The organism is Brevibacterium siliguriense (assembly GCF_900105315.1).
Classification (GTDB): Bacteria; Actinomycetota; Actinomycetes; order Actinomycetales; family Brevibacteriaceae; genus Brevibacterium; species Brevibacterium siliguriense.
Map to the genome: position 1 here is coordinate 2,003,734 of NZ_LT629766.1, position 22,123 is coordinate 2,025,856.

At 61.9% G+C, this 22,123-nt stretch carries 22 protein-coding genes; 14 read left to right on the top strand and 8 right to left on the bottom strand.

The window, feature by feature from the left end; genetic code table 11:
- Positions 1–12: 12 nt before the first annotated feature.
- From priA to BLU88_RS08890, 4 genes are read left to right on the top strand one after another with little or no spacing between them, the layout of a single operon-like run.
- Positions 13–750, top strand: coding sequence for a bifunctional 1-(5-phosphoribosyl)-5-((5-phosphoribosylamino)methylideneamino)imidazole-4-carboxamide isomerase/phosphoribosylanthranilate isomerase PriA (gene priA, locus BLU88_RS08875; RefSeq protein WP_039206660.1), 738 nt, complete (start codon positions 13–15; stop codon positions 748–750).
- A gap of 4 nt (positions 751–754) precedes the next feature.
- Positions 755–1,591: an SseB family protein gene (locus BLU88_RS08880; RefSeq protein ID WP_231939697.1), complete on the top strand. Its 837-nt coding sequence runs from the start codon at positions 755–757 to the stop codon at positions 1,589–1,591.
- 46 nt (positions 1,592–1,637) lie between these two features.
- On the top strand, positions 1,638–2,984 hold the full coding sequence (locus BLU88_RS08885) for an amidohydrolase (protein ID WP_092012621.1): 1,347 nt from the start codon (positions 1,638–1,640) through the stop codon (positions 2,982–2,984).
- 49 nt (positions 2,985–3,033) lie between these two features.
- On the top strand, positions 3,034–4,671 hold the full coding sequence (locus tag BLU88_RS08890) for an AbgT family transporter (protein WP_092012624.1): 1,638 nt from the start codon (positions 3,034–3,036) through the stop codon (positions 4,669–4,671).
- Between the two features lie 12 nt (positions 4,672–4,683).
- Here the strand turns inward: BLU88_RS08890 and BLU88_RS08895 are convergent, their stop codons facing one another.
- On the bottom strand, positions 4,684–5,703 hold the full coding sequence (locus BLU88_RS08895) for an NAD-dependent epimerase/dehydratase family protein (RefSeq protein ID WP_092012627.1): 1,020 nt from the start codon (positions 5,701–5,703) through the stop codon (positions 4,684–4,686).
- A 135-nt stretch (positions 5,704–5,838) separates the two neighbouring features.
- On the opposite strand from BLU88_RS08895, the gene BLU88_RS08900 reads away from it, so the two are divergent.
- Complete coding sequence (locus tag BLU88_RS08900; RefSeq protein WP_092012630.1) at positions 5,839–6,549, top strand: TetR/AcrR family transcriptional regulator; 711 nt, start codon at positions 5,839–5,841, stop codon at positions 6,547–6,549.
- 110 nt (positions 6,550–6,659) lie between these two features.
- Here BLU88_RS08900 and BLU88_RS08905 read toward each other — a convergent pair whose 3' ends face one another.
- Positions 6,660–7,031 (bottom strand): DUF1844 domain-containing protein, encoded by a 372-nt coding sequence (locus tag BLU88_RS08905; RefSeq protein ID WP_092012633.1) that lies wholly within the window; start codon positions 7,029–7,031, stop codon positions 6,660–6,662.
- 348 nt (positions 7,032–7,379) lie between these two features.
- Here BLU88_RS08905 and infC point away from each other — a divergent pair, with 348 nt between their 5' ends.
- The 5 genes from infC to BLU88_RS08930 all read left to right on the top strand — a co-directional run bounded on the left by infC (position 7,380) and on the right by BLU88_RS08930 (position 10,235).
- The gene (infC, locus tag BLU88_RS08910; protein ID WP_062861917.1) at positions 7,380–7,961 is read left to right on the top strand and encodes a translation initiation factor IF-3; all 582 of its coding nucleotides are present in this window, start codon (positions 7,380–7,382) and stop codon (positions 7,959–7,961) included.
- A gap of 100 nt (positions 7,962–8,061) precedes the next feature.
- The gene (gene rpmI / locus BLU88_RS08915) at positions 8,062–8,268 is read left to right on the top strand and encodes a 50S ribosomal protein L35 (RefSeq protein WP_062244103.1); all 207 of its coding nucleotides are present in this window, start codon (positions 8,062–8,064) and stop codon (positions 8,266–8,268) included.
- Between the two features lie 128 nt (positions 8,269–8,396).
- Positions 8,397–8,786 (top strand): 50S ribosomal protein L20, encoded by a 390-nt coding sequence (gene rplT, locus BLU88_RS08920; protein WP_039206669.1) that lies wholly within the window; start codon positions 8,397–8,399, stop codon positions 8,784–8,786.
- Between the two features lie 191 nt (positions 8,787–8,977).
- The gene (locus BLU88_RS08925; protein WP_092012639.1) at positions 8,978–9,799 is read left to right on the top strand and encodes a TrmH family RNA methyltransferase; all 822 of its coding nucleotides are present in this window, start codon (positions 8,978–8,980) and stop codon (positions 9,797–9,799) included.
- Positions 9,800–9,977: 178 nt separating this feature from the next.
- Complete coding sequence (locus tag BLU88_RS08930) at positions 9,978–10,235, top strand: hypothetical protein (protein ID WP_092012642.1); 258 nt, start codon at positions 9,978–9,980, stop codon at positions 10,233–10,235.
- Positions 10,236–10,299: 64 nt separating this feature from the next.
- On the opposite strand, the gene BLU88_RS08935 is transcribed toward BLU88_RS08930, so the two are convergent.
- Positions 10,300–10,719 carry a VOC family protein gene (locus tag BLU88_RS08935; RefSeq protein WP_092012645.1) on the bottom strand — a complete coding sequence of 140 codons (420 nt, stop codon included), beginning with the start codon at positions 10,717–10,719 and terminating at the stop codon, positions 10,300–10,302.
- Between the two features lie 72 nt (positions 10,720–10,791).
- Between BLU88_RS08935 and BLU88_RS08940 the strand changes: the two genes are divergently transcribed.
- Positions 10,792–11,451: a pentapeptide repeat-containing protein gene (locus BLU88_RS08940; RefSeq protein WP_092012648.1), complete on the top strand. Its 660-nt coding sequence runs from the start codon at positions 10,792–10,794 to the stop codon at positions 11,449–11,451.
- Between the two features lie 41 nt (positions 11,452–11,492).
- Here the strand turns inward: BLU88_RS08940 and BLU88_RS08945 are convergent, their stop codons facing one another.
- The gene (locus tag BLU88_RS08945; RefSeq protein ID WP_197678115.1) at positions 11,493–13,124 is read right to left on the bottom strand and encodes an acetolactate synthase large subunit; all 1,632 of its coding nucleotides are present in this window, start codon (positions 13,122–13,124) and stop codon (positions 11,493–11,495) included.
- A 169-nt stretch (positions 13,125–13,293) separates the two neighbouring features.
- Between BLU88_RS08945 and pheS the strand changes: the two genes are divergently transcribed.
- From pheS to BLU88_RS08960, 3 genes are all read left to right on the top strand, one after another.
- Positions 13,294–14,337 carry a phenylalanine--tRNA ligase subunit alpha gene (gene pheS, locus BLU88_RS08950; RefSeq protein WP_092012651.1) on the top strand — a complete coding sequence of 348 codons (1,044 nt, stop codon included), beginning with the start codon at positions 13,294–13,296 and terminating at the stop codon, positions 14,335–14,337.
- A 1-nt stretch (position 14,338) separates the two neighbouring features.
- Entirely contained in the window at positions 14,339–16,924 is a 2,586-nt protein-coding gene (pheT, locus tag BLU88_RS08955; protein WP_092012655.1) for a phenylalanine--tRNA ligase subunit beta, read from the top strand.
- 180 nt (positions 16,925–17,104) lie between these two features.
- Positions 17,105–17,986, top strand: coding sequence for an SDR family NAD(P)-dependent oxidoreductase (locus tag BLU88_RS08960; protein WP_092012657.1), 882 nt, complete (start codon positions 17,105–17,107; stop codon positions 17,984–17,986).
- A gap of 116 nt (positions 17,987–18,102) precedes the next feature.
- Here BLU88_RS08960 and BLU88_RS08965 read toward each other — a convergent pair whose 3' ends face one another.
- From BLU88_RS08965 to BLU88_RS08980, 4 genes are all read right to left on the bottom strand, one after another.
- Complete coding sequence (locus BLU88_RS08965; RefSeq protein ID WP_092017355.1) at positions 18,103–18,921, bottom strand: ABC transporter permease; 819 nt, start codon at positions 18,919–18,921, stop codon at positions 18,103–18,105.
- Positions 18,922–18,939: 18 nt separating this feature from the next.
- A complete protein-coding gene (locus tag BLU88_RS08970; protein ID WP_231939324.1) occupies positions 18,940–19,755 on the bottom strand; it encodes an ABC transporter permease in 816 nt (271 codons plus the stop codon).
- An 82-nt stretch (positions 19,756–19,837) separates the two neighbouring features.
- Positions 19,838–20,977, bottom strand: a complete 1,140-nt coding sequence (locus tag BLU88_RS08975) for an ABC transporter ATP-binding protein (RefSeq protein ID WP_092012660.1) — start codon at positions 20,975–20,977, stop codon at positions 19,838–19,840.
- A gap of 29 nt (positions 20,978–21,006) precedes the next feature.
- The gene (locus BLU88_RS08980) at positions 21,007–22,077 is read right to left on the bottom strand and encodes an extracellular solute-binding protein (RefSeq protein ID WP_092012663.1); all 1,071 of its coding nucleotides are present in this window, start codon (positions 22,075–22,077) and stop codon (positions 21,007–21,009) included.
- Between the last annotated feature and the right edge of the window lie 46 nt (positions 22,078–22,123).

The following is a 22,123-nucleotide window of genomic DNA, read 5'->3' on the forward strand; positions in this document are numbered from 1 at the left end:
AGAAAGGTCACAATGACAGACAGTTCGAACAAGCTGGTCCTCCTCCCCGCCGTCGACGTCGCCGACGGCAAGGCCGTCCGCCTCGTCCAGGGCGAAGCCGGAACCGAAACCGACTACGGCTCACCCATCGATGCCGCCCAGGACTTCGAGAACCGCGGAGCCGAATGGATCCACCTCGTCGACCTCGACGCCGCCTTCGGACGCGGATCGAACTCCGACCTGCTCAACCAGGTCGTCAAGGCCGTGGGGATCAAAGTCGAACTCTCCGGCGGAATCCGCGACACCGAAAGCCTCGAACGCGCGCTCGACACCGGAGCCGAACGCGTCAACATCGGCACTGCCGCACTTGAAAATCCCGAATGGACCGCCGAGATGATCTCCCGCTTCGGCGACCAGGTCGCCATCGGACTCGACGTGCGCGGAACCACCCTGGCGGCCCGCGGCTGGACCAAGGACGGCGGCGATCTCTACGAAGTCCTCGCCACCCTCGAAGCCGCCGGCTGCTCGCGCTATGTCGTCACCGATGTGCGCAAGGATGGCACCCTGCAGGGACCCAATGTCGAATTGCTCAAGGACCTCGCACAGAAGACCGACTCGCCGATCGTCGCCTCCGGCGGCGTCTCGAGCCTCGATGACCTGCGCGCCCTCCGCGAGCTCGTGCCCTTCGGTGTCGACTCGGCGATCGTGGGGAAGGCGCTCTACGCCGGAAAGTTCACTCTGGAAGAAGCCCTCGACGTCGCAGGACGGTGAGTTTGTGAGCATCCACTCGCACGGGCCGCACCAACCACACGAACCGGATGAGGCCCGGCCCGCCGCGTCCGCTGACCAGTCAGGCGGTGCCCAGGTCCCGACGGATTCCGCCGGACAGGCGTGGGAGGGCCGGGATCTCAAACCCAACCCGTTCTCCGGGGACACCGGGCTGGCGGATGCGGCCCTGATGGAGGCCCTGACCCAGGTCGCTCAGGCGCCCCTGGATCCGGCCGCACACCAGCAGGTCCTCACGGCCCTGTCCGGGGCCAGGCTCTATGCCCCGATCGTGCCGATGGTTCTCGACCAGGAGGTCGGGGAGAACGGGCTGATGGCCGACAACTCCTCGGAGATGGCGATGGTTCGCCTGCAGGCCGAGGACGGACGTGAGTGCACTCCGGGATTCTCCGGAATCCCACCGCTGACTGCGTGGCATTCCGATGCTCGTCCCGTGCCGATTGAGTCCGAAAGGCTCGTGCTCGGCGCGATCGAGGCCGAGTCCCAGCTCGTCGTCCTCGACCCCGGAGCCGAGTCCTCGTTCCTGCTGCGCCGCCCGGCCATGTTCGCGTTCGTGCAGTCCCAGCCCTGGACTCCGTCCTGGGCCGACGCCGAGGTGGCTCAGCGACTGGGTGCCATCGCCGAGTCCTTCCCTTGGTTGGCTCGAATCGGGGTGAGCCCCGGCAGCAACAGGGTCCACCTCGGCGGACCGGAGCTCGGCATCACCCTCGGAGTCGAGCCCGAGGTGCCAACGGAGGAGGTGCGCCGGTTCCAGGAAGCCGTCGCCGGTGACGAGGACCTCGTGGCGAGGATCGACTCGCTGGCCATCCGCCTCGTCGAAGTCTGACTGTTCCGGGCGTGTCAGATCGGCGCGGCCTTTATGCTTGTGAACCATGAGCGAAATCCGTGACCTCGGCCACTCGACCGCACCGGACGACAGCTATCTTGACGAGATGGCTCGGCAGACCCGGGCACGGGCCGCCCAGGCCGCCGAGTGGGTCTCCGACTTCACCGGGACCCCGGAGTCGAGCCGCTCCGGCATAGCCGCCGGATTGGACGCAGCTCAGGGGGACCTGACGGACCTGCTCCACACCATCCATGACTTGGCCGAGACCGCCTTCGAGGAGTTCGATTCGGTCGCCGCAATCGCCTCGGTGCTCAAGAAGCAGGGAATCGACGTCGAGACGGGCCTCTTCGGGGTGGAGACCACTCTGCGGGCGACGACGGGATCCGGTCACGGTCGCAGGATTGCGATCCTCGCCGAATACGATGCCCTGCCCGAGATCGGGCACGCCTGCGGGCACAACATCATCGCCACCGCCGGAGTCGGTGCTTTCCTCTCCCTCCACGCCTTGTACGAAAAAGACCCCGAAGCAGTGCCCGGCACCGTCGTTCTGCTCGGCACTCCCGCGGAGGAGGGTCATTCGGGCAAGGAAGTCATGGCCCGGGCCGGTGCCTTCGATGGTCTCGACGCGGCCATCATGGTTCACGGTTACGGCTACGACTGCTCCGACCAGGTGTGGTTGGGCCGCCGCCTGCTGAAGGTCACATACTCAGGGATCGCCGCTCACGCTTCGGCGCAGCCCTTCATGGGGCGCAACGCCCTCGACGCGGCGAATCTCTTCTACCAGGGGCTCGGCCTGCTGCGGCAGCAGATGCCGCCGATCTCCCGCCTGCACGCGGTCATCACCGACGGTGGAACGCGGCCGTCGATCATCACCGAATCCGCCACTGTGCAGTGCTACGTCCGCTCGAAGTTCCCCGAGACGCTCAAGGAGCTCTCCGACCGGGTCGAGGACGCGGCGAAGGGTGCCGCGCTCATGTCCGGAACCGGGGTCACTGTCGACTGGGACGAACACCCGCCCTCGCTGCCCGTGCGTACGAATTCGGCGCTGACCGCCCGCTGGGCCGAACATGAACAGACCCGCGGCCGTCACCCGCTTCCCGCCGGTGTCCTCGACGAATCGATCGCTGCGTCCACGGACTTCGGCAATGTCTCCTACCGGATTCCCGGCATCCATCCGCTCATCAAGACCGCCGACGCCGAGGTGGCCCTGCATACTCGTGAGTTCGCCGCAGCCGCGAAGTCCCACGCCGCCGAATCCGCGGCCTACGACGGGGCCTACGGTCTTGCGTGCACCGCCCTGGATTTCCTCGTCGACGATGCCCTCGCCGCCGAGGTGACCGAAGAATTCGCCCGCGACGGGGGAGCGATCGACGTCGAGCACTTCTTCGACTGAGATCGTTCCGCCGCACCCAGACCCGCGCCATCGAAGAGAAGGACCGCTCATGTCGACGACGACAGATGGGAAAGTCGGTTTCGGCCAGCGCATGCTGGACTGGATCGAACGCATCGGAAACAAGCTGCCCGAACCGTTCACGCTGTTCCTCGGGCTGTTCATCATCACCGGTCTCGTCTCCACGGCGATGGCCATGGCCGATGTCACCGTGGCCATTCCCGGCGGCGACGAGACGATCGCTATCAAGGGCCTGTTCACCGGGGAGGGCCTGGCGTGGCTGACCACGACGATGGGCGACAACTACATCGGATTCCCGCCCCTGGCCACGGTGCTGCCGATTCTGCTCGCCGTCGGTGTCGCCGAGAAGTCGGGAATGCTCGCCGCGGCCGTGCGGATCGCCTTCGGCAAGAGCCCCAAGTGGCTGCTGCCCTATGCCGTGGGCTTCGTCGGGGTGGTCGGGTCGATCATGGCCGACTCGGCCTTCGTCATCATCCCGCCTCTGGCCGCACTCGTGTTCAAGGCTGCCGGCCGACATCCGATGGCGGGTCTCATCGGCGGGTTCGCCGCCACCGGTGCCGGCTATTCGACGTCGATCGTCCCCACGAGCCTCGATGCGCTGTTCGCCGGCATCACCACCTCGGTGATGGAGACCCTGCCGAACACCGACTACACCGCGGTCAACCCGGTATCGAACTACTACTTCAACATCGCCTCATCGATCGTGCTGGCGATCATCGCCGGATTCATCATCGACCGGCTCATCGAACCGAACATGGTGCGCAAAGGGGTGCCTCGCGAATACGCGAGCGCCTCGGCGAGTGGGCTGGCTAAGGAATACCAAGCTCCCGACAGCCCCTACGGGGATGCCTCGGCGAAGTCAGATGGCTCCGACGACGGCGATGCCACCGAGATCAAGGCCGAACTCGAGCCGGAGGAGAAACGCGGACTGATCTGGTCGGTCGTGGCGGCGCTTATCCTCACCGCGGCCTTCCTCTTCGCATTCCTGCTCCCCGCGTCGCCCTGGCGAAACGAGAACGGCGGATTCCTCCCGGAGTCCCCGCTGCTGTCGTCGATCGTGTTCATCGTCTTCGCCTACTTCATGCTCATGGGCGTCGTCTACGGCTTCGTCGTGCGCACCGTGCGGTCGATGAACGACCTGGTGAAGATGATGAGCCAGTCGATCATCGACATGATGTCCTTCCTCATTCTCGCGTTCATCCTCGGCCAGTTCATCGCCCTGTTCAATTGGACGGGGATCGGCTCGTGGATCGCCGTCGCCGGTGCATCGGGGCTCGAGGCGATTGGTCTGACCGGGTTCGCCGCGGTCATCGGGTTCATGCTCCTGGCCAGCGTGCTCAACCTGTTCATCGTGTCCGGATCATCGATGTGGACGCTCATGGCCGCCGTGTTCGTCCCGCTCTTCGCTCTGCTCGGCTATGAACCGGCGTTCATTCAGGCCGGGTTCCGTGTCGGTGACTCGGCCACTCAGGTGATCACACCGCTCAACCCCTACATGATCGTGCTGCTCGGCCTCGTCCGCCGTTATGAGCCGAATGCCGGGCTGGGCACGGTGATCTCCCGAATGTTCCCGTTCGTCATCCCGTTCTGGTTGGCCTGGGCCGTGCTGTTGGGCATCTGGTTCCTCTTCGACCTGCCACTGGGCCCGGGCAACGGGATCCGACTGTGAGGCTGGCCCCTATCACCGAGGTTGCTGTGCGGGAATCTCAGGCGTCTCCGCCCGAAGCATCTGTGTGACTCCCGCACGCCAGTCGGTGGTGCCGACCTCCGCGGCAAGGTCTCCCGGGGTGATCACGCAGGGTTCGTACCAGATCGGCGCCAGCTGGTTGAGTTCGTAGAATGAGCGTTCGAACGCACCGATGGCCCGGGTCGCCCAACGTGGGACCGAGAGCGGACGCTTGTGTTTCTGCCCAAGAGTGTCCGCTGTGAAGTCGGCGATCTCGGCCAGTGTCGGATTTGATGCCGGTGCGATCCGCAGCTGATGGGTCCCCGCGGGGACGCCTTTCAGATCCTCTGCCACCCGGATCATGGCGGCTGCATGATCGGCGATGACAGTGATGCCGTGAGGGACATCAGTCCGTGCCGGCACCATGGCCCGGCGCCCGGCGGAGATCGGTTCGGTGATGCACATGCGCACGACCGACGACCATTTCTCTGCGGTTCTGCCGAGCAGGTCCCCGGCGATGACGCTCGCACCAGTCGCTGAGTGAGCGTCACGGGCCTCGATGAGCTGCTGTCGGATGTGACCCTTGTCCTCCACCGGAGCGAATGGTGAGGTTTCGGTGATCGGGGTGTGCAGTCCCGCGAAGGCGTAGACCGACTCCGGGAAGACGACGGGAATGCCGATTTCGGCCGCGGTGTCGAGAATCGCCGCATCGAGGCGGGGGAGGATCTGCTCCCATATCCGACTGTCATAGGGTGCGTGGGCGCAGGCGAAGATCGCTTCGACTCCCGCCGCGGCTTCAGTCAATTGGGCGCGATCACTCGCATCGGCCTTGAGGTGGGTCGGCGTGCTGACTGTCGTCATACCAGTCGTTGACGACGTTTCCGATGGGGCGTGCGCATTGGCTGCGCCGGCCGAGGTAATGGATGAACCTCCGCCGGAGCGGGTGGCGATGCGGACATCTGTGCCTGACGCGATGAGCTGAGCCGCGATCTCCGAACCGATCTGACCACTGCCGATGACGAGTGCTGCTTTCATAACGGATCCCTTCCGATGCCTCCGAACAATAAACGAGAGCAGTGCTCTCTCGGATCAGCGTAGGCCTCGACGGTCGACAATTCAAGAGCGGTGCTCACTGTTGTCTGCGGTGCTCTCGGAGCGTAGGGTGAAGCCATGACTGAGACCCCGCGGCAGCGCGCCCGCATCGAGACGGAAGCGCAGATCACGGCCATCGGCAATCGCATGGTCGACGAGGGCGGCGTCGACGGGCTGTCGCTGCGGGCGATCGCCCGTGAGCTCGGGGTTGTCTCCAGCGCGGTGTACCGATACGTGAAGAGCCGCGATGAACTGCTGACGATCCTCATCCGCGACGCCTTCACACAGATCGCCGATGCCGTCGATGAGGCTCTGGCCGGTCATCGCAGCATCGAGACTCTGGCGCTGGCGATGCTTACATGGTCGCAGGGTCATCCGAATCGGTGGGCGCTCATCTACGGCACTCCGATCGCCGGTTATGAAGCTCCCCGAGAGGAGACCGTGGTGCCGGGAACGCGGATCATGGTCGCCTTGGCATCCTTGGTGGCGGAGTCGACGACCGGCACCGAGGCGGGGCCCGGAGATCGCGTGGAGTCGAGGGAGGCAGCGGCGACGAGTCCGACGAGCGGTCAGGGGCAGCCGGGTGGGGGAGCCGCGCTGCAGCCTCTGCGGGACGGGCTTGCGGAACTCGGCCTTGAGTATGACGATCACGTGATCTTGGACACCGTGACCATCTGGGTTGCGGTCGTCGGGCTGATCAACGGTCTGCGGTTCGGCCAGTTCGGGCCCGGATTCGAGCGCCTAGAAGACGAACTCATGTCCGGAGTGATCGGTCGCCTCGGCGCGTGACTCGGTGAACATCGGCGCGGACGGCGTCGGCCGCCTCGGCGAATGTGAATACGACAACGGCCCTCGATCGTTGATCGAGGGCCGCGGCCTGAACGGTCAGTGGGGGAGAGTCAGCGGACGGGGCCGGTGAACTTCTCTCCGGGGCCTTCGCCGGGGGCGTCGGGAATCTCCGAAGCCTCGCGGAATGCCAGCTGCAGGCTGCGCAGTCCATCGCGCAGCGGGCGGGCATGGTGGTCGCCGATGACGGTGGCGGCACCGGTGACGAAGCCGGCCAGTGCGGTGATGAGCTTGCGGGCCTCGTCGAGGTCCTTGAGGTCGGCGCCGCGGCCTTCGGCGGTGTCCTCGGCCAGGCCGCACTTGACGGCGGCGGCGGACATGAGGTGGACGGCGCTGGAGGTGATGACCTCGACAGCAGGGACCTCGGCGATGTCGCGCGTAACGTCGGCGATCGCCTCGGCGGGTACAGATTCTTCAGAACTCATGCCATAAGCTTGACATATAAATCAACGCGACGATCACAGCAGGCCCTCGATGTGCGAAGAGTCATGAAGCGTAGTACACTGGTAGCTGGTGCGAAGCGGAGTCTGTCTCCCACCTTGATCGCGAAGAGCGATCGGGTCCGAAGATCTGTCCATCAGACATAGTCTGATCGGGTGTAGATCGAGGTGTATTCACTGAACGTACGTTGACCGTACTGCTCGTGTGTGCAGGCTCCCTTGGCATGTGTCAACGGGAGCCTTTTTCGTTGTCACGACCACATTGGAGCAAAAAGGAGTGAACACATCAGCGAGACGCGCATCAATGACCGGATTCGGGTTCCCGAGGTCCGGTTGGTCGGACCCAATGGTGAACAGGTCGGTATCGTTGCCATTCGCAAGGCACTCGATCTCGCCGGTGAAGCTGGCCTCGACCTCGTCGAGGTAGCCCCGCAGGCGAAGCCACCCGTAGCCAAGCTCATGGACTACGGAAAATTCAAATATGAATCTGCCCAGAAGGCCAGAGAAGCCCGGAAGAACCAGGCGAACACTGCGCTGAAGGAGATCCGCTTCCGTCTCAAGATCGACGAACACGATTACGAGACGAAGAAGGGCCACGTCACCCGCTTCCTCGAAGGCGGCGACAAGGTCAAGGTCATGATCATGTTCCGCGGACGTGAGCAGTCCCGCCCCGAGATGGGCATCAAGCTGCTCAACCGCTTGGCCGAAGATGTGTCCGACCTCGGCTCCGTCGAATCCTCACCGCGAGTCGACGGACGCAATATGGTGATGGTCATCGCCCCGCACAAGTCAAAGTCTGACGCCAAGGCGGAGGCCCGGAAGGCATCGGCTGGTGCCAAGGGCAAGTCTGCTGAGGTGAAGTCCCGTCGCGATCGGGTTGCTGCAGAGAAGAACTCAGCTCGCCCGGACGCGTGAGAAATTAAGTACGTCGCGTTCCAGGTCTGTCCTGGTCTGTGCGTGTGAAGTAGTTGCCAGCGGTTGACGCAGGCAACGAATTGCAAAGGAGAACGGCACTATGCCGAAGCAGAAGACGAACAGCAGCGCCAAGAAGCGCATGCGCGTGACTGGCAGTGGCAAGATCATGCGTGAAGGCGTGAACAACCAGCACAAGTTCGAGGGCAAGTCCTCGGCTCGTAAGCGCCGCGTGTCCACCGACCAGGAGATCACCGGCGGCGACCGCGCCATGGCCCGCAAGCTTCTGGGCAAGCTCAAGGGCAGGTGAGACCCCTTTCGGGTCTTTCTTTCCCGGACAGTCTCCGGGATCTCCCACGGGCAGTCGAAAGCGGCTCCCACAGCTTGAACCAGAGTCCGGCACTGCCGGCAGATACGAACTTTCTAAAGGAGTAACACGTGGCACGTGTGAAGAGAGCGGTCAACGCTCACAAGAAGCGCCGGGTCATCCTCGACCGGGCAAGCGGCTACCGCGGACAGCGCTCGCGCCTGTACCGCAAGGCCAAGGAACAGGTCATCCACTCGCTGGTCTACAGCTACCGTGACCGTCGCAAGCGCAAGGGCGACTTCCGTCGTCTCTGGATCCAGCGCATCAACGCCGGTGCCCGCGCCAACGGTATGACCTACAACCGTTTCATCCAGGGCCTCAAGGCCGCTGGAGTCGAGGTCGACCGTCGCATGCTCGCCGAGCTCGCCGTGAACGACTCGGCCACCTTCGCGCACCTGGTCAAGGTCGCCAAGGAAGCTCTTCCTGCTGACGTCAACGCAGCGAAGACCGACGCCGCCTGAGCAGCGTCACTCTGAATATTCGGTCACCACGGTGACTGACCGATCGCCACGGTGATCGACGACGGCCCCGAACTGCAGGTTCGGGGCCGTCGGTCTTTTGACCAGGACTCGCCTTGCTCTCAGCTCAGCTTCCGCGTCTTCACTTCGCACCTCTTCCACTTCAGCATTCAACGGATCGAGAATACGGTTTCATGAAACTCCCTGACGTCATCTCCTCACCTCAGTCGAAGCGGATCAAGAACGCCGTGAAGCTGCTCAAGCGCCGTGATCGCAAGGCCACGGGGCAGTTCCTCGTCGAGGGTCCGCAGGCCGTCCGTGAGGCCCTGGCGCGCAATGGCTCCGTCGTCGAGCTCTTCATTACAGAGGAGGCCGCCGAGGAGCATCCCTCGTTCGTCTCCGCGGCAAAGCACGGTCGCATGCAGTGCAGCATCGTCACCCCCGAGGTGCTCACCGAGCTCGCATCGACCGTGAACTCACAAGGCGTCGTGGCCGTGTGCACGACCCTCGATGTGCAGCTGACCTCCGTGCTCGACAAGGAAGCGCAGCTCGTGGTCGTCCTATCGCAAGTGCGCGATCCGGGCAACGCCGGCACGATCATTCGCCTGGCCGATGCCGCAGGGGCCGATGCCGTGGTGCTGACCTCATCGTCGGTGGATGTCTACAACGACAAGGTCGTGCGTTCGACCGCCGGCTCGCTCTTCCACATTCCCGTCGTCACCGGAGTCGGGCTCTCCGAGGTGACCGAACTGGCCCGTGCCCGCGGCCTGCAGGTGCTTGCCGCCGACGCGAACGATGAAGCCCACGATCTGCACCACCCGTGGGACACCGGTCTCGACCTCACTGCACGAACTGCGTGGGTCTTCGGCAATGAGGCGTGGGGGATGAGCGCCGAGGATCTGGAGCTGTGCGATTCGTCCGTGGCCGTCCCGATCTACGGCTCGGCCGAGAGCCTCAACCTCGGCACCGCCGCCGGAGTCTGCATCTACGAAAGTGCTCGCAACCAGCGGATGTGAGGGACAGGGCGGCCTCGGTAGTTTGGGGAAGGTGCTCCTGACTGGCTCGCTGAACTGCGGAAGTGATTCAATTCTGCGCCGTTCTGCGCTACTGTGACGACAAGTGAGCTAGTCGATTAACAGCAGCAGTCAGGGCGGTGAGACGAGCGTGGTTGAGTTATCCGAGGCGCCGAAATCTTTGTCAACGCTGCGAAGCCATCACCTCAAAGAGGCGGTCGAATCGGTCGTCGTCTTCTCAACTGTTGCGGGGATCTTCTGGCTCCTCGATTTCGCCACGGGTGCTTCACCGTCGGTACCGCAGCTGTTGGTCACGGTGACGGTGCCTGCTGCACTTCTCAAGGAATATGTCGTCTACGCCTCAGCAGTGAAGAGACTGGGATTCATCGATGTTCCGAAGGCGGCTATGGCGGACACCTCAGCTTCCTACCGACACTGAATCGCGGACGACTTTGGGTTCATAGCACGCGAACGACCTCGGAGACCGACCGTCAGTTACGAACTTATTCGGCCGCTGCTGCGGCCTTGGCGGTCTGCTCATTGGCGACGAGTTCCCAGATGTAGCCGTCGAGGTCAGCGAAGTAGCCCATGTACGATCCATCGACGTCCTGGCCTCCATCTGCTGATCCGCCGGCGGAGGCAGCACGGTCGAGCACCTCGTCGATCTCGGCTCGGGTGGCGAACGCACAGGAGATGATGCTGGCGCCCGGGACAGGGTTCTTCGAACCGGGTCGGCCTGAGAGCTCGAGGTACTGGCCGTATTCGTCTGCGGTGATGAAGAAGATCGACAGATTGGGCAGTTCGAAGGCGACGATGCCATCTTCCACTCCGTCGGTTTCGAGTCCGAGTCCATCGGCGTAGAAGTTCGCGGTGGCCTGCGGGTCGGCGACGGGCAATGACAGGATCGTTGTCAGTGGTTTCATGCCTGCAGTCTAGTGGGGACGAACACGGTTGGGCAGGGCAGCCGTGTCACCAGCAGCAGTTAAGGTGGACGCATGGTGACTTCAGCCCCGCGCCCACCGAAACTCAACGTCGGCGATCTGGTTGGGGGTTACCTCGGCGATATCGGTCCAGAGGAATTCCTCGAGGGCATGGAGTTCACCGACCTCAACCTCGCCGAGACGGACGCCACCCAAGCGACATTCCTCGACTGCCGATGGTCAAACGTCAATTTCGGTGACGTCGAGGCTCCGACTGACCTCAACGGAGCCAGGATCTCGGGCACGGAGATCACGGACTGCCGCGCCGACACCTGGAGCATGCCCCGGGGAAGCATGTTGCACACCGATATCTCTGGAACCCGGATCGGGGCCGGCGTCGTCTATGACAGCGTGTGGGAGAAGGTGCGATTCATCAACTGCCGCATCTCCTACCTCAACCTGCGTGAGTCGAAGCTCATCGACGTCGAGTTCCGCGACTGCAAGATCGACGAGATCGACCTCGACCGTGCGAAGGTCAGCCGGGTCGCATTTCCGGGAAGCAGCGTAGGAGTCTTCCAATGCGAAGGTGCCACTCTCGGCAATGTCGATATCCGGGGACTGGAACCGCACAGAATCTCTGGTGTGCACTCATTGCGCGGAGCGACCATCGACGATACCCAGCTCATGCTCTTCGCCGACCTCTTCGCCTCCGAACTCGGCATCACTGTGGAATGAGCGGACGGCGACCTTGCGGAGAAGCATGGTCTGGCAGCGACTTACCGCTTCCCTAACTCATCGATGAGCACACGCTTGTTCTCCGAGTAGTCGATCGGTACGACCACGACGTGCACTCCGCCGGCTGAGAACGCATTCTCCAGGGCATCGCTGATGCTGTCGACATCCTCGACGCGGGTGCCGGTGGCCCCATACGACTCCGCGTACTTGACGAAGTCGGGGTTGCCGAAAGTCAGACCGAAGTCCGGCATACCGTCACATTCCTGCTTCCAGCGGATCATGCCGTAGGCGTTGTCCTCGAGGATGACCACGACGAGGTCCAGCCCGAGCCTGACAGCGGTCTCCAGCTCCTGGCTGTTCATCATGAACCCACCGTCGCCGACCACGGCCATGACACGTCGCTCCGGGTAGGTCAGCTTCGCCCCGATCGCCGAGGGCAGCCCGGCTCCCATCGTCGCCAGAGCATTGTCGAGCAGCAGGGTGTTGGCCCTGGTCGTACGGTAGTTGCGGGCGAACCAGATCTTGTACATCCCATTGTCCAGGGCCACGATCCCATCGGTCGGTACGACGTCGCGGACCTCCTGGACGATCCGCTGCGGGATGAACCGATCCTCATCGGCACCCTCGTGGATCTTGATGAGGATCTCATCGCGCATCGGCAGGAGCGCCTCGGCGGTGGGCACGGGACCGCCGAGCGCCTCGGCGAGTTTATCCAGGGACGGACCAAGGTCGCCGATGACTTCGAACTGCGGGAAATACACCTGCTCGACGATGGCGGGACGGTACCCGATGTGCACGACGGTCGGCCCGGTCTCGTCCATCGTGAACGGCGGCTTCTCCGTCGTATCGTGACCGATGGTGACGATGACATCGGCGGCATCGATCGCGTCGTGGACGTAGTCACCGGACGTCAGCGCCGCCGTGCCCATGTACAGATCCGACGCGCCCGTCACCGATCCCTTGCCCATCTGCGTGGTGACGTAGGGGATGCGCATCTCGGCGACGAAACGCGACAGAGCCTCACTGCACGAAGCCCGGGAGGCATCCGCACCGAGCATGAGCAGCGGGTTCTTCGCCTCTTTGATGACGTTCGCGGCGTTCGCGATCGCCGTATCCCCGGCGACGGGCCGACCGTTCGTATGCGGTTCGATGAGCTCGAATCCCTCGACCGGCATCCCCGCGATGTCCTCGGGCAGCTCGAGGTGCACCGGTCCCGGACGCTCGGCCTGAGCGGCGCGGAACGCCTCACGGACCATCGTGGGAATCATCGCGGCCGAGGTGATCTGCTTGCTCACCCTCGTCAGCGGGTCCATCGTCGCCACCGTATTGACCATCTGGAACGCCGCCTGCTCGGCCGTGCGGATGCCCTTCTGCCCGGTGATCATGATGACCGGCATTCCGCCGAGGTGGGCGTACGCGGCACCGGTCGCCAGGTTGAGTGCGCCCGGCCCCAAGGTCGTCAGCACGACCCCGGGTTTGCCGGTGAGCCGACCGTAGGTCGCTGCCATGAACGCGGCCGCCTGCTCGTGGCGGGTGAGGATGAGCTCGATCGATGAGTTCCGCAGGGAGTCCACGAAGTCGAGGTTCTCCTCGCCGGGAATGCCGAAGATACGTTCGACGCCTTCGTTCTCCAGGGCGCTGACCATGACATCTGATGCACGTTGAATCGTCATGGTTCCGACCCTACGCTTTTGTCGCCTCGTTCCCTATGACCGGCCCCACATCACCGGCACCGAGGCGGCCCACTCACCCAGCGGACCCGACCAGGGCCCTGCCTGGGGAGACGATAGACTTGCTGACGAAGAGAAATGACGTCCCATCGACACGGACAAAAGGACATTGATGACAGACCAACTCGACCCCTTGGACGAGTCGGCCGTGAAGCAGGCCGTCGACGCGGCACTCAAGGCTTTCGCGGATTCGAAGACTCTCGACGAGCTCAAGCAGGCGAAGATCGACCACACCGGCGACAAAGCCCCGTTGGCGCTCGCCAACCGAGCCATCGGCTCACTCGACAAGGCCGATAAGGCCGCCGCCGGCAAGATCGTCGGCAAGTCCAGGGGAGCGGTCAAGCAGGCCCACGACGCACGTCTGGCCGAACTCGAAGCCGAACGCGATGCCGCCGTGCTCATCGAAGAGGCCATCGACGTCACCCTGCCCACCGATCGTCGCCGCCTCGGCGCTCGCCACCCGCTGAGCCTCATCCAGGAACAGGCTGCGGACTACTTCGTCGGCCTCGGCTGGGAGGTCGCCGAAGGACCGGAGATCGAATCCGAGTGGCTGAACTTCGACGCGCTCAACTTCGGACCCGACCATCCGGCCCGCCAGATGCAGGACACGTTCTTCGTCGACCCAGCAGATGCCGGCCTCGTTCTGCGCACCCACACCTCACCGGTGCAGTCGCGCTCTCTGCTGCAGCGCGGCGTGCCGCTCTACGTCGTGTGCCCGGGCAAGACCTTCCGCACCGATGAGCTCGACGCCACCCACACCCCGGTCTTCCACCAGATCGAAGGCATCGCCATCGACAAGGGCCTGACCATGGCCAACCTGCAGGGCACCCTCGACGGATTCGCCCGCGAGATGTTCGGCCCCGAGTCGAAGACTCGTCTGCGCCCGAGCTTCTTCCCGTTCACCGAACCGAGCGCGGAGATGGACTTCTGGTTCCCCAATAAGGTCGGCGGCCCCGGCTGGATCGAATGGGGTGGCTGCGGAATGGTCCACCCCAATGTGCTGCGCGCCGCCGGCATCGACCCCGATGTCTACCAGGGCTTCGCCTTCGGCATGGGCATCGAACGCACACTGATGCTGCGCGAGGGAATCAACGATATGCATGACATGGTCGAAGGCGATGTGCGCTTCTCGGCCCGTTTCGGAATGAAGGCTTGATATGCGCGTCCCACTGAACTGGCTGGCCGACTATGTCGATCTCCCAGCCGAGACCGATCCCCATGCTCTTGCCGCCGAGTTCGCTTCGATCGGTCTCGAGGAAGAGGACTTCTTCGGACCCGAGATCACCGGCCCACTCGTCGTCGGTCGCGTGCTCGAACTCGTCAAGGAAGAGCACTCGAACGGCAAGACTGTCAACTGGTGCCGCGTCGACGTCGGACCCGAACACAACGAAGCTCAGGATGATCCGAAGGACCCGCAGCCCGGTCCCGAGGTGCCCAGTCGCGGCATCATCTGCGGTGCCCACAACTTCGTGCCCGGTGACCTCATCGTCGCCTGCCTGCCCGGAGCGGTCCTGCCTGGTGATTTCGCCATCGCGGCACGCAAGACCTACGGTCACAAGTCCGATGGCATGATCTGCTCGGCCAAGGAGCTCGGCCTCGGCGAAGATCACTCCGGCATCATCGTGCTGTCGGATCTGGGATTGTCCGGTGAGCCTGGCGATGACGCGATCTCGCTGCTCGGCCTCGACCAGGTCACCCTCGACGTCAACGTCACCCCCGACCGTGGGTACCAGCTGTCGATGCGCGGCATCGGACGCGAATACGCGCAGATGAAGGGACAGGAGTTCACCGATATCGGTTCCGCCGAGGTGGCTCCCACCAATGCGGCCACCGACGACGGATTCCCGGTATCGGTCGAGGACAACAACCCCATCAACGAGGTGGCCGGCTGTGACCAGTTCACCGCCCATCAGGTCACCGGCCTGAACCCTGCCGCCAAGACCCCGTTCTGGATGCAGCGTCGCCTGCAGCAGGCGGGTATGCGCCCGATCAGCCTGACCGTGGACGTGACGAACTACGTCATGCTCGAACTCGGCCAGCCGCTGCATGCCTATGACACTTCGCTGCTCGGATCGGAGATCGTCGTTCGCCGTGCGAGTGCGGGGGAGAAGTTCACGACTCTCGACGATGTCGAGCGGACGCTCGATGCCGAGGACCTGCTCATCACAGACCGCGGGGATGGACCCAGCGGCACGGGCGGGAAGATCATCGGCCTTGCCGGTGTCATGGGCGGTGCCGACGTCGAGGTTCACTCGGGAACGACCGATGTCGTCATCGAGGCCGCTCACTTCGACCCGATCTCCATCGCCCGCACCTCACGTCGTCACAAGTTGTCTTCGGAGGCCTCGCGGCGCTTCGAACGCGGAGTCGACCCCAAGCTCGCACCCGTGGCGGCCCGTCGGTGCGCCGACCTGCTCGTCGAACTCGCCGGCGGCACGCTCAGCCCTGCCACCACGCAGGTCGGGCAGGCTCCGGAGCCGACCGTCATCGAACTCCCGGTCGAACGCGTCGCCTCACTCGTCGGCGTCGAGTACACGACCGCCGAGGTGACCGGACTGCTCGAAGGCATCGGCGCGACCGTCGAGGTCATCGGCAAGGACCGTCTAGCCGTGACCGTGCCCAGTTGGCGTACAGACATCACCGACACTGTCGACCTCATCGAGGAAGTCGCCCGCACCGGCGGCTACGACCGAATTCCTTCGGTCCAGCCTGCTGCTCGGGCCGGCAACGGTCTGACGGTGGCCCAGAAGACACGACGTCGGATCTCGAACCTGCTGGCTGCCGACGGTTTCACCGAGGTGCTGTCCTACCCATTCACGAACGATAAGCGGGATGACCAGCTGCGGCTCGAGGTCGATGATGTGCGTCGCAAACACGTGCGCCTGGCTAACCCGATGTCCGAAGACCTGCCGCTCATGCGCACCAACTTGCTTTCGACGCTGGTGGACCTCGTGGTTCGCAACCAGGGCCGCGGGGCGAAAGACGTGGCACTGTTCGAGGCCGGACTCGTATCCACCTCGGCGGGCCTGCCTGAGGGTCCCGGACCGCGTCACCTGCCCGGATACCACCCGAGCGATGACGAGCTCGAGGCGATCTATACTTCGGTGCCGCACCAGCCCTACCACTACGCCGGCATCATCTCCGGCAATGCGGAGATGCCAGGTGTTTGGGGCAAGGGGCGCAAGGCCGAGGCCACCGACGTCATCGACACCGTCCGCCGGATCGCTGAGACGAACGGCCTCGAGGTCACTGTCGAGGCCGATCAGATCGCTCCGTGGCACCCGGGACGGGCTGCGAAGTTCGTCCTTGCCGACGAGCAGACCCTCGGTCATGCCGGTGAACTGCACCCGAAGGTGTGCGAGAACCTCGGCCTGCCGGCACGGACGGTCGGATTCGAGATCGATCTCGACGCCCTGCTGGCTCAGGACGATCTGCGGGCCTGGGACGGTGCGCTGTCGACCTACCCAGTCTCCCGTCAGGACGTCGCGCTCATCGTCGATGCGGACCTGCCGACGCAGACTCTCGCCGCGACGCTGCGTGAAGGTGCAGGGGAGGAGCTCGAACTGCTCGAGACCTTCGACCTCTACACCGGCGACCAGCTGCCCGAGGGCAAGAAATCTCTGGCATTCCGCCTGACCTTCCGCGCCTCGGATCGTACGCTCAAGGCCGATGAGGCCTCTGCGATGCGTGAGGCGGCGACGAAGTTGGCTGCCGAGCGTCACGGCGCTGAAGTCCGCAGCTGAGAAGAGTGCGTCACAGAGCCTGGTCGACCGCTACAGTGGTTCGACCGGGCTCTGCCGTTGCCGCTCGAAGCATCACGGTAGAGCGCACAAGAACATCCGAACACGTGGGCGTGAAGGCCCTGTGCTGAGCAGCACGCCACCTGACCACTCGTATCAGATCACCGCTGAGGAGTCCCGACCATGTCCGAGAAGCTGCCCTACGGAACAAACATGCCGACCACCGATGGAACCCCTGAGGCGACCGCGGTCCCGTCCGAGACGATCGCGCTCATCACCGGCGGTGTCCGCGGAATCGGACGCCACCTGTCGGAGACATTCGCTGGTGCCGGATATCACGTGATCGTGACAGCCACCTCGGCGAGCAATGCGGAGGCTGCGGCCGACGAGATCGCTGAAGCGACCGGGGGAGAGGTGACCGGTGTTGGGCTGTGCACCGATGACATTGCTGCGGTGAAGGCGCTGCGTGAGTCGGTGGTCGCGCTCGAGGCCGAGACGGGCAAGCGTCTGCAGGTGCTCATCAACAATGCCGGGCGCATCGAGTCGTCCGAGGGTCCGTTGTGGGACGCCGATCCGGAGAGCCTCAAGGCCGTCGTCGACGCGAACGTCACCGGGGTTGCGCTCATGATCAATGCCTTTGCACCGGTGCTCATGGCCGGCGCCGAGGCGACCAGCCGTCCCAGCCGCATCATCGACCTCAACTCGGGGTCGGGAGCGAAGGGAACACCGGCGTATGCTGTGTATTCGGCGTCGAAGGCGTCACTGTTCCGTCTCGCCGATTCGGTCGTGCACTTCGGTCACGACAAGGGGCTGCGGATCTTCGAGATGGCACCCGGTGTCGTCGAGACTTCCATGACGAAGTCGATGCCCGTCCACGATTTCCGCCAGGGAGATGACTGGACCTCACCCGAGCAGGTCACGGACCTGGCCTTGGCTCTGGCATCGGGAAGCCTTGATGCATTCACTGGCCGGTATGTCCGTGCCGGCGCGGACTCGGAAGAGTCGCTCCTCGCCGAGGCGGCCGGTGGGCTGTCGGATTCGACCCGCCGGATGGTGCTTGGCTAGCTTGAATGCCAAGTCCACTTGCGGTGGGACGAACAAAGTGAATTAAACTGCACACTCCGAAAATCGACTAGTTGAGGCCCCCGGAGAGTATCCGGGGGCCGCGAAAGTAGATTGTTCTATTTGAGCGCACCCCTCAAACCCACAACACGTTCCACGATAAGCACAGCTCCAAGAGCCAGCAGGATAAGCAGGAACGAAAGAGCGGCAACCAAGGGATCAGCTCGGAATTCAACGTAACGGAACATTTCGACTGGTAGCGTGACTCTTCCAGAAGAAGCGACGAACAGCGAAATGACTGCCTCGTCGAAAGAGATGATGAATGCCATCACGGCTCCCGCGAGTACACCAGGCATGATGATGGGGAGTGTTACCCGTCGAAACACTGTTATGGGACCAGCTCCAAGTACTCGGGCAGCTTCTTCGCAGGAAGTGTCCGCAGTCTGCAGATTGATCAACGTAGTGCGCACCACATATGGGACTGTCACTGCAAAATGTGCAATGGCGATACCAAGATAGGTCCCGGTCAGGAACAACGGAGATAGGACCAATAGCAGTGCGAGTCCGAGAACAACTGTCGGAACCATGAGCGGCGCCAGGAACAAACCTGAAAGTGCAGCACGGCCTGGAAACTCGAATCGGTCAATGACAAATGCGACTGAAACGCCGATGAAGAGATCAACTATTGCAATGATCACACCAACGATCAAACTGACTTTGAACCCGTCCATCAGTGGACCGTTGCTGAACAGCTCGCCATACCACCGAAGCGAAAATCCCTCAAGCGGAAGGTTCAAAGACGATCCTGAATTGAATGAGAGGATTGCGATTATGAATAGCGGTGACAGCAAAAAGAGATACAGAATAATAAGCAGTAATTTATGGAAAATATTGAAAACCGTGCGGCTGTTTAATGGCCGCTTTTGCGGTGAAGCCATTTGAATAGTGTTAGACATTTATGAACCCAACTTCTTGGTGAGGCTTTGGTATACACTCACAAGAACTCCGAAGAGTATCAGCAAGATGACAGCCAGAGAAGCGGCCAGAGGCCAGTTCAGTGTTTGAGTTGCCTCATCGTAGATCTCTGTAGCTAAGACGTGAACTCGTCCTCCGCCAAGCAGGTGTGGTGTCACAAAAGAGCTAATGGTCAGGACGAAAACCAACAGGAAGCCCGTGAACACCCCAGGCAGGCTGAGGGGCAACGTTATTCTCCAGAACCTAACCAACGGGCTTGCCCCCAGGACGCCAGCGGCAAGCTCAAGTTCAGTGCTAACTCGACTGAAACCAGAAACCATTCCAAGCAAGGCGTAAGGCATCAGAACTTCGACCAGCGCCACCACGGTGCCTGTGAAATTGTTGGACATCTGCAGCGGTGTATCAATGAGCCCAATTTTCAGCAGAGCTGAATTCACTGCCCCTTCGTTTCCGAGGAGGGCAATCCATCCGAATGTTCGCGCAATTTGTGAAGTAAGGAGAGGGCCGATCGCTAGCGCGAATAGGAAACCTTTCCATTTGCTTGTCGTTTTAGTGAGGAATAGCGCGATGGGGTAGCTCAGAATTATCGTGATGACGCTGACTACAATACCGAGTTTGAGGGTGTTGAGAATGATTTCCCAATAATAGGGGTCACCCACTGCTTGGATATAGGTTTCCAGACTCCACGCGGAGATAAGCGTGGTGCCTGGGCCCGTTTCATTGAATGACATTCTGACCAGAACGATCAGAGGAATAATGAAGCTGATCAGGATTGCAACAAGAGCAGGTATCAGCAACCACAGAGGTATAAACCGTCTCCGGAATGTTCGATTTGCATTCTTCAGCTGTTGAGGCGGTCGTTCTTGTACCGCGACTGAGTTAGACACTTGACTCGTCACCTCGCGGTATCAGATAGGTCTGTTCTGGCCGCCACGAAATGGACACCGCGTCGCCAACACGTGGTAGCCAGGTCTCGGTCGTTGGAACCTCAGCAGTCAGGGTTTCGCCGGCAACGTCCAGTTCGAGCATGAGCATATCGCCGGTGTATCCGCGGAGCTTAACGCTGCCACGAACTGAATGGTGGCCGGGCGATCCAGTGCGAGCGTCCTCCGGTCCGATAGTCAGTCGATGGGGCCGAATCAGCAGTTTGTTTCTCCCTGGGCTTAGCGCAGCAGGGCCGACTGACTTTCCTGTTCCTATCAACGGTGAAGAGTACTCGTATGTCGATTCGTTGTTGATCGTAGAAGACCCGGCTGTTACTTCGACCTCTAGCAGGTTGGCGCGGCCTACGAACGAAGCAACGAATTCTGATTCTGGTCGTTCGTACACCTCATATGGAGTTCCGAATTGCTCAACTACGCCGTTATACATGATCGCGATGCGGTCAGCCATGTAGAGCGCCTCATCTTGGTCATGTGTGACAAACAGGGTCGTGATTCGAAGTTCTTCCTGGATGCGTTTGATTTCCGTACGCATTGTGTCGCGAAGCTTGGCATCCAGATTCGAAAGCGGCTCGTCAAGTAGGAGCAGAGTCGGTTCGACGACCAACGCTCGTGCAAGGGCGATGCGTTGTTGCTGACCGCCTGAGAGCGCTTGAACCTTTCTCCGGCCTAAGTGCCCGAGTTCGACCATGTCTAAGGCTGTTTGAATTCGCCGGTACCGTTCGCTCTTTTCAACATTGCGCATTTCAAGGCCGAAGCCGACATTTTGCGCAACTGTCATGTGGGGGAACAACGCATATGATTGGAACACCATCCCCATCTGGCGCTTGTGAACAGGCACGTGGGTGATGTCATTGTCGTTGACTCGTATGCGCCCACTAGTAGGTTCCAACAAGCCGGCAATCATTCGCAGCGTAGTCGTCTTGCCGCAACCGGACGGTCCAAGAAATGCAACGAAATCGCCTGGATCTACCCGAAGGCTCAGATCTGCTACTGCCGGTGAACTCTCTGCTCCGTAGGTCTTACGAAGATTTTCTACTTGCAATGCGCCGGATTTTGGCGCCGGAGTGTCAGTCATGACTACCTTATCTGTGAGTGTAGCTGCCGTCACTGGATGACCTCCCGCTTCCAGTCTTCAGTCCAAGCATCGCGATGCTCTGCTATCCAGCTCCAGTCCATTTCGAGCAAAGCGTCGGAGCCGGGTTGCACAACCCGCTTCGAGGCGTCGTCGTTGAGCTTTACGTCCTTCACCGTCGGGGCATAATACATCTGCTCCGAGAATGCCTTCTGAGCATCGGTGGACAACGCGTAGTCGATAAACGTTTGAGTAGCTTCTTTATGCTTAGAGTTCTTGGTCATATTGACGGTGTTGATTTGGAATACGGTTCCTTCATCGGGAGTCGCGACTCCGAGAGCGTCCGGAGACTCATCTGAGAACAACTGGGCTCGCGCGTTCCACCCAGTGGCGTAGGACACTCCGCCATCAGTGATTGCTTGGTACGAGCTTGGTGAGGGCGCCCAGGAGCTCACCTTTGGAGCGAGTTTGCTCAGTTCCTTGACGGCATCTTTTGAATCAGTTTTGTAATCCTTATTCTGCATTTCGGAGACGATTCTTTGGAGCGAGATGCCTTGAATGTCCGGAGCCGCATCGAGCGCGACCGATTGGTCGGGTGCTTCCCAGAGGGCCTTCCAGCTGGTCGGATCCTTGTCTACCTTCTCCTTGTTATAAAGCATTACGTAGCTGTCGAACGTAGCAGCATAACCACCCTTGGTTACGCCTTGATCGACTACGTTATCCACGTTGGGAACCTTTTCTGGCGTGAGTTCGTCGAACAGCCCTTCCTTTACACCAGTCTCGGCCACCGAGGTATCCATGATGACGACATCAGTTCGTGGACTATCCTTCTCGCTGCGTAGAGTTCCGAGCATTTTGGCAGCGTTGTCACCGGGAACATACTCGACAGTGATGTCCGGATACTTTTTCTCGAAGGGTTCGATGACGGCCTTCTGATAGTTGTCCTGCACGACGGCTGAATAGCCGAGTAAGGTGACGGTTCCTGAAGTCTTGGAGTCTTCCTGCTGCGCAGGACCACCACATGCAGTGAGAGCAAACAGGGAAATACACCCGGCAACTGCGATTGCCAGTTTGGGTAGCCGTGACATCTTCGTATGGGCCATTTTGATCTCCTTCGATCAACTAGACAGCCAAAATGCTTTGGCGTCA

Coding starts and splice junctions, on each gene's coding strand:
- priA (WP_039206660.1), top strand. CDS start 13: ATGACAGACAGTTCGAACAAGCTGGTCCTCCTCCCCGCCGTCGACGTC.
- BLU88_RS08885 (WP_092012621.1), top strand. CDS start 1,638: ATGAGCGAAATCCGTGACCTCGGCCACTCGACCGCACCGGACGACAGC.
- BLU88_RS08890 (WP_092012624.1), top strand. CDS start 3,034: ATGTCGACGACGACAGATGGGAAAGTCGGTTTCGGCCAGCGCATGCTG.
- BLU88_RS08895 (WP_092012627.1), bottom strand. CDS start 5,703: ATGAAAGCAGCACTCGTCATCGGCAGTGGTCAGATCGGTTCGGAGATC.
- BLU88_RS08900 (WP_092012630.1), top strand. CDS start 5,839: ATGACTGAGACCCCGCGGCAGCGCGCCCGCATCGAGACGGAAGCGCAG.
- BLU88_RS08905 (WP_092012633.1), bottom strand. CDS start 7,031: ATGAGTTCTGAAGAATCTGTACCCGCCGAGGCGATCGCCGACGTTACG.
- rpmI (WP_062244103.1), top strand. CDS start 8,062: ATGCCGAAGCAGAAGACGAACAGCAGCGCCAAGAAGCGCATGCGCGTG.
- BLU88_RS08925 (WP_092012639.1), top strand. CDS start 8,978: ATGAAACTCCCTGACGTCATCTCCTCACCTCAGTCGAAGCGGATCAAG.
- BLU88_RS08935 (WP_092012645.1), bottom strand. CDS start 10,719: ATGAAACCACTGACAACGATCCTGTCATTGCCCGTCGCCGACCCGCAG.
- BLU88_RS08940 (WP_092012648.1), top strand. CDS start 10,792: ATGGTGACTTCAGCCCCGCGCCCACCGAAACTCAACGTCGGCGATCTG.
- BLU88_RS08945 (WP_197678115.1), bottom strand. CDS start 13,124: ATGACGATTCAACGTGCATCAGATGTCATGGTCAGCGCCCTGGAGAAC.
- pheS (WP_092012651.1), top strand. CDS start 13,294: ATGACAGACCAACTCGACCCCTTGGACGAGTCGGCCGTGAAGCAGGCC.
- pheT (WP_092012655.1), top strand. CDS start 14,339: ATGCGCGTCCCACTGAACTGGCTGGCCGACTATGTCGATCTCCCAGCC.
- BLU88_RS08960 (WP_092012657.1), top strand. CDS start 17,105: ATGTCCGAGAAGCTGCCCTACGGAACAAACATGCCGACCACCGATGGA.
- BLU88_RS08965 (WP_092017355.1), bottom strand. CDS start 18,921: ATGGCTTCACCGCAAAAGCGGCCATTAAACAGCCGCACGGTTTTCAAT.
- BLU88_RS08975 (WP_092012660.1), bottom strand. CDS start 20,977: ATGACTGACACTCCGGCGCCAAAATCCGGCGCATTGCAAGTAGAAAAT.
- BLU88_RS08980 (WP_092012663.1), bottom strand. CDS start 22,077: ATGGCCCATACGAAGATGTCACGGCTACCCAAACTGGCAATCGCAGTT.